Consider the following 13924-nt stretch of genomic DNA (forward strand, 5'->3'; position numbering starts at 1 on the left):
TGTGCGTTATTGAGTTTTTATTGGAAGCGATTTGGCAACAGATCATGATCTGCCCTGTTTTTTCAGTAGCTCAATAAACATCTGTTCTTCAATCGGTGGGCTGAACAGGTAGCCCTGATAGGCATGGCATGACTGTTCCTGCAGAAACGCCAGTTGTTCAGCGGTTTCAACCCCTTCGGCGATCAGTTCCAGGCTCAGATTACGTGCCATGGCGATAATCGCGCGGATGATCTCGGCATCGTTTGGATCCCGTGTGCAGTCGCGCACAAAGGATTGATCAATCTTGAGTTGATCAAGCGGCAAGCGTTTCAGATAGCTCAAGGATGAGTAGCCTGTACCAAAGTCATCAATGGCAAAACGCACGCCCATCTCGCGCAGCTCGAGCATCTTGGCAATGGTGTCATTGACGTTCTGGATAACGATGTTCTCTGTGATTTCCAGCTTCAGGCAACTGGGTGGAATGTTCAGGTTGCTGATTGCCGAGTCAACCCGCTCGACAAAGTCAGGCTGGCGGAACTGCCGTGGGCTGATGTTTACGCTGAGACTGAACTGATCTGCATTGATCTGACTCTGGTCCAGCAGTCTTGCAATGAGCTTGCAGGCCTCCAGCAGAACCCAATTACCGACATCCAGTATCATGCCGCTTTCTTCGAGCACGTGAATGAAGCTTAGCGGGCCGGTCATGCCTTTTTCAGGATGCTGCCAGCGTATCAGTGCCTCTGCGCCGATGATGCGCTGAAGTTGAGCGTCAAACTGCGGCTGATAAAAAAGCCGAAACTCATTTTTGACCAGCGCCTGACGCAGCTCACTCTCCACCGACAGTCGTTCGCTGGCAGCAACCTGCATCGCCTGCTCAAAGAAGGCCATGCCGTTTCGGCCTCCGGCTTTGACTTGATACAGCGCTATATCGGCGCGCTTGAGCAGGTCTTCCGGTGAGTCACCGTGTTCGGGCAGCAAAGCAATACCGATACTGCAGCTCAGCTGCAAGCTGTGGCCTTCAATCAGCATGGGAGTCGACAATTCAGCCAGTAGCTTTGCAGCACTTTGCCTGACCTGCTTCTCAATCACTGACAATTTACCTTCCAGGCCGCAGAGCAGAACGACGAACTCATCACCACCGAGTCTGGCGACAGTATCGATCCGGCGTACTTGCCCAAGCAGGCGCCGGGTAACCTCCTGCAATACGGCGTCACCGCAGGAATGCCCGAGTGAATCGTTGATATGCTTGAAGTGGTCAAGGTCAAAGAACAGCAGGGCACCTTGCTGATGCTGACGTTCACAAAGCGCCAGCGCCTGCTTCAGGCGATCGGTTAACAGTAGCCGATTCGGTAGGTCAGTGAGGGCGTCGTGGTAGGCAAGGTGCTTGACCTGGGCCTCAATCAGTTTTTGCTCGGTCACATCCCTGGCAGTCATCATGATGCAGTCCAGATCATTGACCTCGATGGGCTCAAGTGACACCGCAACCATCAACTGCTTGCCATGTTTACCGGTGACAAGCATTTCCCGATGACGTATGCGACCTTCCTTGTCGAGGTCGGCCAGTAGCGCCCTGCGGTCAGCCGGATCAGTCCATATGCCCAGCTCAGAGGACGTTTTACCGATAACTTCATCGGCATTGAAACCGGTCAGCCGCGTAAAACCTTCATTGACATCCAGATAGCGTCCGCTATTGCGCTCGGTAATGCTGATGGAGTCCGGACTGGCCCTGAAGGCACGGGAAAACTTGTCCTCTGACGCTTTGAGCTGTGCGATCGCCTGGTTGCGTGCGGTAATGTCCTTGAAGGTAGACAGCATGCAGAGTTGACGGTTGATGTTGATATAACTGCTTGAAACCTCGCAGGTGATGACGCTGCCGTCACGGGTGCGAAAATCGATCTCCACTCCCTTGAGAGCCTTTTCGCGCAAAATCTGCTGGATGACCGCCGGCCGCTTATGCGGTTCATGCCAGAGTCCGGCTTCGAGTGCTGTTTTGCCAACCACGTCCTGTGGTTGATAACCAAAGGTTTCAATAAAGCTTTTGTTGACTTCAATAATGGCGTGATTGGTTGCGTTGATCAGCGTATACGGGTCCGGAGCACCTTGAAACAGGGAGGCAAACTTGGCTTCGCTGAGCATCAACTCCTGTTCGCTGCGTCGCCGCTCGGTGATATCCATCAGGGTGCCGACCATGCGGATGACCTTATCCTGCGAATCACGATGGATCTTTGCTGTTACTTCCAGCCAGCGGGTCGCCTTGCCGGGAACCATGGTGCGATAAGCCAGCCGATAGCGGCTCTGATCTCCCCGGACAATGGCGATATAGCCCCTACGTAACGCCCGTCTGTCTTCAGCAGGAATGCTGCGCATGAACTCGGTAATCGGCCCGTTCCACGACATGACAGGATAACCATGTAGCTGAGCGGCTCGTGGCGAGCAGTGCAGCAGGCCGGTTTGCGGATTGCAGTCCCAGATGCCCATCTGCGCTGCGTCAAGCGAGAGATTGAGGCGTTCCTGGCTTTCCAGTAGAGCCTGGTCACGTTGCTTGCGGACTGTTATGTCGTGGGCAGTAACGACCAGGCAGTCGCGGCCGTTTACCTTGACCGGCTCGGCATAGAGCAACAGATCAAGTTTTTTGCCTTTTGCATGCGTGACACTCACTTCTATGTTACGCAGTCGGCCATTCTGCTGATAAATCCGATCCAGGCGTGCGTGGGTGTCGGCATCCAGCAGTCCGAGGTCCATTAGTGTGCGGCCGATTACCTGGTCGTTGTCCATCCCGGTGATGCGCTGGAAACTGTGATTGATCTCAAGCAGGTGGTCGGACTCCAGGTCCATGACCATGATCGCTTCATGGCTGGCATTGAATGCCTTCAGGTACTTTTCTTCAGAGGTTCTGAGTGCCTGCTCTGCCTGAATTCGGGCGGTGATATCATGGGCCATGGAGAGTCGGCAGGCGACACCGTTGACTTGAATATTCTCCATCGACACGACACAAGTCTTGAACGAACCATCGGCACACCGGAAAACAGCTTCGAATTGGTCCAGCTGGCCATCGCGTTTGAATTGCTCAAGTAGCTTGCGACGTAGCTGCTTGCTGACCCATAAAGGCGATTCAGAGGACAACTGCCCAACAATTTGTCCATGCTGCCAGCCAAAAAGGCTTACAAACACCCGGTTCACATCGAGGACGCGACTGGTCTCTGCCTCGACCAGCATGCTGGCGATTGGCATGCGGTGGAACAGGGATTTGAAGGCGTCATCCCGGTGATCATCGGGATTGACCTTATCGAGGCCCGGCACATGCAGCATGAAACGGTTCCTGAAATGCGTCCTAGCGGACAGTCCGTTGGTTATAACTTTTATTGGTCACGCTTTATACAAGGTAGCTCTTGCGCAGAATGCTGCCAAGGGGATCGGTGTCAAATTGCTTCATTGCAGCCAAGTTCCTGAAGAAATGCCTGGCCAGCATTCGACAGACTGCGGCCACTGTGCCAGATAACGCCCAACTGCCTTTGCAGTTGAGTGTCTGGGATGTCAAGGCGGGTTACCTGGCTGTCCAGCATGGTGCGGGGCAGAACGCTCCAGGCCAGGCCAATGGAAACCATCATTTTAATGGTTTCCATATAATTGGTGCTCATGCTGATCATCGGCGTCACTTGTTGTTCGGCAAAGAGTTGACTGACTACGCGATGGGTAAAGGTGTTGGTGCCGGGAAAGACTGCCGGATAACGGGCGAGTTCAGCCAGACTGACCTGCTTCTGTCTGGCCAGTGGGTGGTCTGGGGCGACCACAAAATCCAGCGGATCCTGCCAGATCAAACGCGCCTGCAGCGGCGCATCCAGGGTCGGGGCCAAGGTGATCACAGCCAGCTCGATCTGGCCGTGCAGGACCTTATCGTAGGCCACTTCCGAGTCCAGAAACTGAATGTCCAGCGCGACCTGGGGATAACGTCCGGTGAACTGCCTGAGTACCGCGGGCAAGCGATGCAAGCCAATGTGGTGGCTGGTGGCCATGCTCAGGCGACCGTTGACCTGATTCGACAGATTACTCAGCGCTCGGCGGGTGTCCGCCAGGGTGACCAGAATCTGCTCTGCCCTGGGGCGCAGTGCACGTCCGGCCTCGGTCAGGCCGACCTGCCGACCAATCCGGTCGAACAGGCGAACGTCGAGCTGCTGCTCCAGTGCCGCAATGCGTTTGCTTATGGCTGGCTGGGTAAGATGCAATTGCTCGGCCGCGCGGGAAAAGGACCCATGTTCGGCCACAGCAAGAAAGGCACTCAGATTGGCGGTATCCATATTCATGCATTCCATATGGTTATCGAATGCATGAATAATATGAATTTGTTTTATCACTTACCAGCTTTTATGATGCTGACATGGTTTACCGGTTACTGGATCAGTCGATGCAGTCCGGCACTGTTACCGTCAGGAGTTGAGCATGTCCGCCAAAACCCTTTATGACAAATTGTGGGATAGCCACCTGGTCAAGCAGCGTGATGATGGTTCTGCCTTGCTGTATATCGATCGTCACCTGTTGCACGAAGTGACTTCGCCGCAGGCCTTTGAGGGACTCCGTCTGACCGGTCGAAAGCCCTGGCGAATCGATGCCAACCTGGCAACCCCGGATCATAACGTGCCTACTACCAATCGTGCAGCTGGCATTTCCGGTATTGAAGATCAGGTGTCCAAGTTGCAGGTGGTTACCCTGGATGACAATTGCCATGACTTTGGCATCGTCCAGTTCGAAATGACTGATCGCCGGCAGGGTATTGTGCATGTGGTCGGACCGGAGCAGGGCGCCACCCTGCCGGGCATGACCGTGGTCTGTGGTGACTCCCATACGGCCACCCACGGCGCTTTCGCGGCACTGGCCCATGGTATTGGCACCTCCGAGGTTGAGCATGTTTTGGCAACCCAGTGCCTGGTAGCCAAAAAAATGAAGAACATGCTGGTCAAGGTCGAGGGTAAACTTGGTTTTGGCGTCACAGCCAAGGATGTGGTGCTCGCAGTCATTGGCAAGATTGGTACTGCCGGTGGTAACGGTCATGCTATCGAGTTTGCTGGCTCAGCCATCCGCGACTTGTCGATGGAAGGACGCATGACTGTTTGCAATATGGCCATCGAGGCGGGTGCGCGGGTTGGCATGGTCGCTTTTGACGAGAAGACCCGTGACTATGTCAGCGGTCGCCCATATGCGCCCAAAGGTGCCGATTGGGACAGGGCTGTGGCGGCCTGGCAGGATCTGGTATCGGATCCGGATGCCGTGTTTGATACGGTGGTAGAACTTGACGCCAGCGACATCAAGCCGCAGGTTTCCTGGGGTACGTCCCCGGAAATGGTGGTGTCAGTTGATGCGCTGGTACCTGACCCGGCCAATGAAGCGGATGCGGTCAAACGTGGTGGCATTTCCCGTGCGCTCAAGTACATGGGTCTGAGCGCAAATCAGCCGATAACCTCGATCCAGCTGGATCGGGTCTTTATTGGCTCCTGCACCAATTCGCGGATCGAGGATTTGCGCGCGGCTGCCGAGGTCGCCAAGGGCCGCACAGTGGCCGCCAGTATCAAGCAGGCGATGGTGGTGCCGGGCTCAGGTCTGGTCAAGGAGCAGGCCGAACAGGAAGGGCTGGATGTGATCTTCAGGAACGCCGGTTTTGAGTGGCGCGATCCGGGTTGTTCGATGTGTCTGGCTATGAATCCGGACCGCCTTGAGTCGGGCGAGCACTGTGCCTCGACCTCCAATCGCAACTTCGAAGGGCGTCAGGGTAACGGTGGTCGTACCCATCTGGTCAGTCCGGCCATGGCTGCAGCGGCGGCTATTGCCGGCCATTTTGTTGATGTACGCGAGATGCTCACTCAGGAGGCCCGCGCATGAAGCCCTTTACCCAGCATACCGGACTGGTAGCGCCGTTGGACCGTGCCAATGTAGACACGGACCAGATCATACCCAAGCAGTTCCTCAAGTCGATCAAGCGCACCGGCTTCGGTCAGAATCTGTTTGACGAGTGGCGCTACCTGGACGAAGGCCTGCCGGACCAGGACGCCTCACAGCGCCCGAAGAACCCCGACTTTGTGCTTAATCAACCGCGTTACCAGGGTGCCAGTGTGTTGCTGGCACGCAAGAACTTTGGCTGTGGCTCAAGCCGCGAGCATGCACCATGGGCGTTAGAAGAATATGGTTTTCGCGCCATTCTGGCGCCGAGTTTTGCCGATATTTTCTATAACAATAGCTTCAAGAATGGACTGTTACCTATTGTTTTAGATGAAGATGATATTGACGAGCTGTTCAAGCAGGCCGAGCTTGTCGAAGGGTATAGCCTTGATGTGGATCTGGCCGCGCAGCGGGTGACCCGGCCAGATGGCAAGACCTATGACTTCGACATTGATGCCTTTCGCAAGCATTGCCTGCTCAATGGCCTGGATGACATTGGTCTGACCCTTGAAAATGCCGAGGATATCCGGTCTTTTGAGGCCGGACACAAGGCCGCCCAGCCCTGGTTGTTTGGCGTTATCAAATAGTTTTGACGCACGCAGCGTCAGGCTGAACGCCGTAGGCTTGAAGGTCGAGATCTTCAAGCCTCAAGCCTCAAGCCTCAAGCTTTCAGCGTTCAGCCTTTTCACCCGTTTTGGAGCAACAAAGACAATGAAGAACATATTAATTCTTCCCGGCGACGGTATCGGTCCGGAAATTATGGCCGAGGCCGTCAAGGTGCTGGAACTGGCCAGTGACAAGTTCGGTCTGGGTGTTGATCTTGAGTTTGATGATCTGGGCGGTGCAGCCTATGACCGTTACGGCTCTCCGCTGGCTGATGAAACCTTGCAGCGTGCCCGCGATGCCGATGCTGTGTTGCTGGGCGCCGTGGGCGGACCCAAGTGGGACAGTATCGAGCCTGCCCTGCGACCTGAGCGCGGTCTGCTGAAAATTCGCTCTGAACTGGGGCTGTTCGGCAATCTGCGTCCGGCGATTCTCTATCCGCAATTGGCAGCGGCCTCCACGTTGCGTCCTGAGGTGGTATCGGGTTTGGATATCCTGATTGTGCGGGAATTGACCGGCGGTATCTATTTTGGCCAGCCGCGCGCGCGCAAGTTGCTGGATAACGGCGAACGCATGGCCTTTGACACCTTGCCCTACAGCGAGAGTGAAATCCGTCGCATAGCCAAGGTCGGTTTTGACATGGCCATGGTGCGCAATAAAAAGCTTTGTTCGGTGGACAAGGCCAACGTACTGGCGTCCAGCCAGTTGTGGCGTGAAGTGGTCCTGGAAGTGGCGGCTGACTATCCAGAGGTTGAGTTGACGCACATGTATGTCGACAATGCCGCCATGCAGCTGGTACGCGCACCCAAGCAGTTTGACGTGATCGTCACCGATAACCTGTTTGGCGATATTCTGTCTGATCAGGCTTCCATGCTGACCGGATCCATTGGCATGCTGCCCTCGGCGTCGCTGGATGCCAACAACAAGGGTATGTACGAACCCTGTCACGGCAGTGCGCCGGATATCGCCGGGCAGGGTATTGCCAATCCTTTGGCCACGATACTCTCGGTATCCATGATGCTGCGCTACAGCTTTGCCGAGCTCGCCGCGGCCGATGCCATTGAGCGCGCTGTGAGCCTGGTGCTTGATCAAGGTCTGCGCACTGGTGACATCATGTCCGAGGGCTGCCAGCGTGTCAGCACAGCGGAAATGGGTGCGGCCGTGGTAGCAGCGCTGAAAAACCTGTAGTCTGTCCGGCTTTGCGCTGCGCCCGGTAAATCCGGGCGTAGTTGTCTTTGAATTCTTACCCCATGGGGGGGTGTTGTTATGAAACAAGTAGGTCTGGTTGGCTGGCGTGGCATGGTCGGCTCGGTATTGATGCAACGCATGCGCGAAGAAAACGACTTCGCCAGCATCGATCCGGTGTTCTTTACCACCTCTAATGTCGGTGGCAAAGGCCCTGATATTGGCAAGGATACGCCGCCACTCAAGGATGCTTTCGATATCGCGTCTTTGAAGCAGCTGGATGTCATCATCACCTGTCAGGGTGGTGATTACACGCAGGCCGTTTACCCCAAGCTGCGCGCTGAAGGGTGGCAGGGCTACTGGATTGATGCGGCCTCCACGCTGCGCATGGAAGATGACTCGGTGATCATTCTGGATCCGGTCAATCGTCGCAACATCGATCAGGCCCTACGTGACGGCGTCAAGACCTACGTCGGCGGCAACTGTACTGTCAGCTTGATGTTGATGGCTCTGGGTGGGCTGTTTGAGCAGGGCCTGGTCGAGTGGATGAGCGCGATGACCTACCAGGCTGCCAGTGGCGCCGGTGCCCAGAATATGCGTGAGTTGATCAGTCAGATGGGCGCGGTCAACGCCTCCGTTGCCGATCAATTGGCCGATCCTGCCAGTGCGATTCTGGAGATTGACCGTCGTGTTGCCGCGACGCTGCGCAGCGAATCCTTTCCGGTGGACAACTTTGGCGTGCCGCTGGCTGGCAGCCTGATTCCCTGGATCGATAAGCAACTGCCCAACGGGCAAAGCCGCGAAGAGTGGAAAGCCCAGGCTGAAACCAACAAGATCATTGGTCGCAGCGGTCGTCCGATTCCCGTAGATGGTATCTGCGTGCGTATCGGTGCCATGCGCTGCCACAGCCAGGCACTGACCATCAAATTGAACAAGGATGTCCCGGTGGCGGATATTGAATCCCTGCTGCAGGAACATAACCCCTGGTCGAAGGTTGTGCCCAACACCAAGGAAGATACCCTGCGCGATCTGACGCCAACCGCGGTAACCGGTACCTTGACGGTTCCGGTGGGTCGTCTGCGTAAACTGAACATGGGCTCACAGTATCTTTCGGCGTTCACCGTCGGTGATCAGTTGCTGTGGGGGGCTGCAGAGCCTCTGCGTCGTATGTTGCGGATTATCCAGGAGAGCTGATTCAGCTGCGCTGGTCATTCAGGGGCACCTCGGCACGCGTCGTGGTGCCCTTTGTTTTTAAGTCGAGGTAACAAGGCATGAGCAAAAGCTGTGATGTGGCAATCGTCGGCGTGACGGGCCTGGTTGGCGATGTATTGGTGAATGTGCTTGACGATCACGATGTCGGCATCGCGCAATTGCGACTTGTCGATGAGGAAAGCAATGCTGGCGGCCGGCTGATGTACAAGGGGCAAAGCGTCAAGGTCGAGCCGCTGGAGCGTTTCGATTTTTCCGCTGTCAAGGCGGTAGTGTTTTTCTGTGAGCCGGCGGTTGCAGCCATCTGGGCCGAGAAGGCACTGGCCGCCGGTTGCTCGGTTATTGATGCCAGCGGACATTTTCGTGCTCAGACCGACGTACCGTTGCTGGTCAGTGGTGTCAATCCGGGCGTACTTGAAGATGTAAGCTGGCCCGCCATAATCGCCACGCCCGGCAGTCAAGCGGTTCAATTGGCCGCCCTGTTGAGTGCGATTGCCGCTGAGGCCGGGGTGCAATCCGTCACGGTGGCGACCTATCAGTCGATGTCCACCCTTAATCTCGACGCGGTCGAAGGGTTGGCACTACAAACCGGTCGTTTGCTCAACGGTCAGCCAGCGGAGGCGGGCGCCTTGCCCAAGCAGGCTGCGTTCAATCTGCTGCCGCGCACCGGCGAAATTGACGAGCAGGGCTCGACAGCGCAGGAGCGCGAGGTGGAAGAGGATCTCAGGCGCATTCTGCAACAGGCTGATATGCCGGTCAGTGCGACGGCGATTGTGGTACCGGTATTCTATGGAACTGCCGCTGTTGTTCAGGTGCAAACGCAGGATGTCATGCCGCTGAAACGCCTGGTTAGCTTGATCCGCAAGCTGCCGTCGGTCAAATTGCTGGACAAGCCTGCAGCAGACGGCTATCCAACGCCAGTGACTGAAGCTACTGGCTCTGATCTGGTCTGGATCGGGCGTTTACGCCATGATTCAATCGACATGCATCGGCTGAATATGTGGATTGTGTCTGATAATCTTCGAAAAGGTGTGGTTCTGAATGCCCTTGAAGGGCTTCGCCTGTTGATAAAAGACTATTTGTAATCAATACTTGCTGTGGAATTCGTATTAAGCAGGTTAGGTTTGTCCCGTTAAGTGGGATTATGGATTAAAGGGTTGTCAGGTTGTTGTGTGCCGGATGGGGATCCGTTCTGGGGTCGGTACGTTAGCAACGGGATCTGTTGACGCGAGAGAAAACGATAAAAGCAAAGGAACTTCGCTATGGTTCGCAAACTGGTTTTGGCTGTCGCCGCAGCAAGCGCTCTGATGTCATCGAACGTGGCTCAGGCTCTGGGAGTCGGAGATATTAACCTGCGGTCGGCCTTGAATCAGCCGCTTGAAGCGGAGATTGAGCTACTGCAGGTGAGGGATTTGTCCAGTCAGGAGATTCTGCCTGCGCTGGCATCACCCGATGAGTTTGGCCGTGCAGGCCTGGAGCGTCCGTTCTTTCTGACGGATCTGACCTTTACTCCGGTGGTCACCGCCAACGGCCGATCTGTTATCCGCATCACTTCCACGCGCCCCGTGCGCGAGCCTTACCTGAACTTCCTCATGGAAGTACGCTGGCCTTCCGGGCGGGTTTTGCGTGAATTCACCCTGTTGCTTGATCCACCTCTGTATGACCCCGCTCCAGTCCGCGCGGCAGCCCCCATCGCTGCGCCTGTGACAGCCCCGGTTCGTGTTGCCCCTGCCCAACCCCGCGAGCCAGTGGTTGCCCCGGGTATGCCTCGGTCAACGCCTGCAGCACCGTCCAGCCCTGCTGCCACTGCACCGACTCCGACAACCCCTGCGGTTGCTGGTGAGATAACTACGACGCGCAATGACACCTTGTGGGAAATCGCTCTTGCAAACCGCCCGGCAGGTGCTTCGGTTCATCAAACCATGTTGGCAATCCAAGATCTCAATCCCGGTGCTTTTATTGATGGCAATATCAATCGCATGCGCGCCAACCAGACGCTGAAAATGCCCAGCGCTGCCGATGCGGCCAAGCGCGGGCAGGGTGATGCGATCAATCAGGTTGCCGCCCAGAATACAGCCTGGCAGACCGCACGTCAGGCCGCGCCTGCCCAGCGCCAACTGGATGCCCGTCAGCAGGATGTAGCAACGGCAGCGCCTGAGACAGCCAAGACGGAAGACGCTTTGCGTCTCGTTGCTGGTGGTGACGCTGAAGGGCAAGGTGGCTCGGAGTCGCCTGATGCCAATGCGGCTGTGCAGTTGCGCAACCAGTTGGATATGACCAAAGAGCAACTGGACTCCCTTGGTCGTGAAAAAGCTGAAGCAGATGCTCGCTTGAGCGAGATGCAGGCGCAGATGGAAACCCTGCAACGTCTGCTTGAACTCAAAGACACCCAGTTGGCTACGCTTCAGGGCCAACTTGGCGAAGATGCAGCAGCCGATGTTGCTGCAACTGACACAGATCTGGCGCAGGTTGACCCGTTAGCGGCGACCGAGTCGAGCCTCGCTGATACTGACACTGCACTGGTCGAAACTGAAGAGCAGAGTGCAGAAACGTCAAAAGTGGATGAGGCTGATGCAGATACGGCTGAAGCCGACACCAGCATATCTGACAAAAAGCCGGTAGACCCCAAGGCGACTGAAGCCGAAGAAACAGAAAAGACAGAGATTGTTGTTGCCCCTGAACCCGAGCAGCCTGTGGCAGAGCAAGTACCTGCACCGGTTACCCCGGCTCCGGTAACCGACAGTGCACCTGTTACAGAGCAGGGTCCCCAGGCTCTGCTGCAACGATTGATGCAGAATCAGCTGTTCCTGCTTGGCGGTGGCGCAGTACTCCTTCTTATCCTTTTGCTGATTCTGATGGCACTGGCGCGTCGTAATGCCCGCCGTGAAGAAGAGATGGCAGATAACTTTATCGCGCGCTCCATGCAGGACCAGCCTGCAGAGCAGGAAGCCTCCGACGCCAATGAGTTTAATGTGGCGCTTCAGGGTTTCGAGCAGGATGAAACCGAGACTGAACAGCCACTGGACATAGCTCAGGATGCCATGCTGGAAGCGGATGCCTTGCTTGCCTATGGCAAGCTTGAAGAAGCCGCCTCCGTACTTAAGGCAGGCATTGAAGACGAGCCAGAGCGTAGCGAACTTCGTCTCAAGCTTATGGAGGTTGAAGCGCTGCAAGGTAACAAGCAGGGTTATGCCGAACAGGCCTCTGCTTTGCGCGCCCGCGGCGACGTCAATGACCAGGTAGATGCACTGGATGCTCGATTCCCGCTGATGGCCGCTATGGCTTCGGCTGGCGTTGCTGCTGCCGAGCTGATTGATGATGACTACGTCGAGGTTGATGAGCTCAATGATGTGGCCAAGGTTCAGGCACCATCGCAGGACTCGGATGACTTTGACTTCAGTGGTTTCGAACTTGATTCGACCACAGAAGAAGTTCAGAGCGAATCTGAAGCCGCCAGCGATGAAGGTTTTGATCTGGATTTTGATCTGGACGACAGCCTGACCACGGGTTTGGCTGATGAGCCTGTAGCTTCGTCGGCGCCAGAGGCCGCGGTTGAAGCAGGCGATGTCACCCTTGACTTCAGTCTTGATGACACCCCAGCTGCCGCCGATAAACCCGCTGCCGAGACCGAGTTCAGTCTGGATGAGGACTTCGATCTGTCACTGACTGAAGATCTTGAACCTGACAGTTTGATCGCCGAAATGGAGGCTATGGGCGACTTGTCCGAGCCAGAGGCTGAAGAAGAGCCAGCGCCGGCGGCAGGCCTGTCTCTGTCAGACGACGAGATGCTCGATCTTGAGGCCGAGTTGGCTGGTCTGGATGGAGGCGCTGAAGCCGAAACCGCAGATGAAGTTCCTTCCTTCGATCTACCAGAGTCCGAGCCGGTTGTTGAAGCGCAACCAGTGCGTGATGAAGAAGACGATGAAGATGATTTCGACTTCCTCTCTGGTACCGATGAGTGCGCTACCAAGCTTGATCTTGCGCGTGCCTACATCGACATGGGTGACAACGAAGGTGCTCGGGATATTCTTGCCGAAGTGCTTGAAGAAGGTAATGATCAGCAGAAGCAGGATGCGCAGGAAATGATGGGGCGTCTTGATTAAGCGATGAGTAGTACATTGTCTGATGCGGCCGCCCAAGGGGCGGCCGCTGTTGTTTCAAGGGTGGCTGCCTGCATCGAGTATCGGGGCACCCAATACCGTGGCTGGCAACGTCAGCAGCCCGGCGTCAAGAGTGTTCAGGAAGTGGTCGAAAAGGCGCTGGGGCGTGTGGCTAATCACCCTGTCACGCTATCCTGTGCCGGTCGTACCGATGCGGGTGTGCATGCGTCCTGTCAGATTGTGCATTTTGATACCGACGCCATTCGTACGCCAACCAACTGGATTCACGGTGCCAACGCCAATTTACCACCCGATGTCAGCCTGGCTTGGGCTCAGGAAGTTCCTGGAGATTTTCATGCGCGGTTTTCCGCCATGGCGAGGCGCTACCGTTACGTGATTTATAACGACCCCGTCAGGCCGGCCCATCTGGCCCATGAAGTGACCTGGAATTACCGTCCGCTGGATATTGGCCGTATGCAGCAGGCCGCTTTGCCCTTGGTAGGCGAACATGATTTTACTTCCTATCGAGCGCTGGCCTGTCAGGCCAAATCGCCAATCAAACGCGTGCATCACCTAAGGTTACAGCGGTTTGGCAAGTTCATTGTTCTGGATATTCGTGCCAATGCCTTTCTTCATCATATGGTGCGCAATATTGCTGGGGTGTTGATGCAGATTGGCTGCGGGGAAAAGCCAGTTGAGTGGGCCGGCGAAGTTTTGCAAGCCACCTGCCGCCGTGAGGGCGGCCTGACGGCACCGGCCTTTGGTCTGTATCTGGTTGATGTTACCTATCCTGACCGCTTCGTTCTGCCGCAACGCTATATGGGGCCACATTTTCTATCGGCACTGAATGAGCTCGACGACTGACGCTGGACATGGCATCTGCTACTATCGGCGGCAATAGAATTCAGGTAATTATCCGT

At 56.0% G+C, this 13924-nt stretch carries 9 protein-coding genes; 7 read left to right on the forward strand and 2 right to left on the reverse strand.

Translation table 11 applies throughout. The features are described 5' to 3' along the window. Positions 1–42 precede the first annotated feature (42 nt). Positions 43–3288 (reverse strand): PAS domain S-box protein, encoded by a 3246-nt coding sequence (locus tag AC27HQ_RS11895; protein ID WP_487156389.1) that lies wholly within the window; start codon positions 3286–3288, stop codon positions 43–45. Between the two features lie 110 nt (positions 3289–3398). After that, positions 3399–4274, reverse strand: coding sequence for a LysR family transcriptional regulator (locus tag AC27HQ_RS11900; protein WP_487156504.1), 876 nt, complete (start codon positions 4272–4274; stop codon positions 3399–3401). A 142-nt stretch (positions 4275–4416) separates the two neighbouring features. On the opposite strand from AC27HQ_RS11900, the gene leuC reads away from it, so the two are divergent. The 7 genes from leuC (at position 4417) to truA (ending at position 13868) form a co-directional block, all read left to right on the forward strand. Beyond that, positions 4417–5850, forward strand: coding sequence for a 3-isopropylmalate dehydratase large subunit (gene leuC / locus AC27HQ_RS11905; RefSeq protein WP_487156390.1), 1434 nt, complete (start codon positions 4417–4419; stop codon positions 5848–5850). Continuing rightward, positions 5847–6494 carry a 3-isopropylmalate dehydratase small subunit gene (gene leuD / locus AC27HQ_RS11910; RefSeq protein WP_487156391.1) on the forward strand — a complete coding sequence of 216 codons (648 nt, stop codon included), beginning with the start codon at positions 5847–5849 and terminating at the stop codon, positions 6492–6494. The genes leuC and leuD overlap by 4 nt, the downstream gene beginning before the upstream one ends. Positions 6495–6618: 124 nt before the next feature. Further along, positions 6619–7698 carry a 3-isopropylmalate dehydrogenase gene (gene leuB, locus AC27HQ_RS11915; RefSeq protein WP_487156392.1) on the forward strand — a complete coding sequence of 360 codons (1080 nt, stop codon included), beginning with the start codon at positions 6619–6621 and terminating at the stop codon, positions 7696–7698. Between the two features lie 78 nt (positions 7699–7776). Continuing rightward, entirely contained in the window at positions 7777–8889 is a 1113-nt protein-coding gene (gene asd / locus AC27HQ_RS11920) for an aspartate-semialdehyde dehydrogenase (protein WP_487156393.1), read from the forward strand. A gap of 77 nt (positions 8890–8966) precedes the next feature. Further along, positions 8967–9989: an aspartate-semialdehyde dehydrogenase gene (locus AC27HQ_RS11925; protein WP_487156394.1), complete on the forward strand. Its 1023-nt coding sequence runs from the start codon at positions 8967–8969 to the stop codon at positions 9987–9989. A gap of 177 nt (positions 9990–10166) precedes the next feature. Then, on the forward strand, positions 10167–13007 hold the full coding sequence (locus AC27HQ_RS11930; RefSeq protein WP_487156395.1) for a motility hub landmark protein FimV: 2841 nt from the start codon (positions 10167–10169) through the stop codon (positions 13005–13007). Between the two features lie 3 nt (positions 13008–13010). Beyond that, a complete protein-coding gene (truA, locus tag AC27HQ_RS11935; protein WP_487156396.1) occupies positions 13011–13868 on the forward strand; it encodes a tRNA pseudouridine(38-40) synthase TruA in 858 nt (285 codons plus the stop codon). Positions 13869–13924: the final 56 nt, after the last annotated feature.

The sequence above is a fragment of the Halopseudomonas sp. 4NH20-0008 genome (assembly GCF_057548395.1).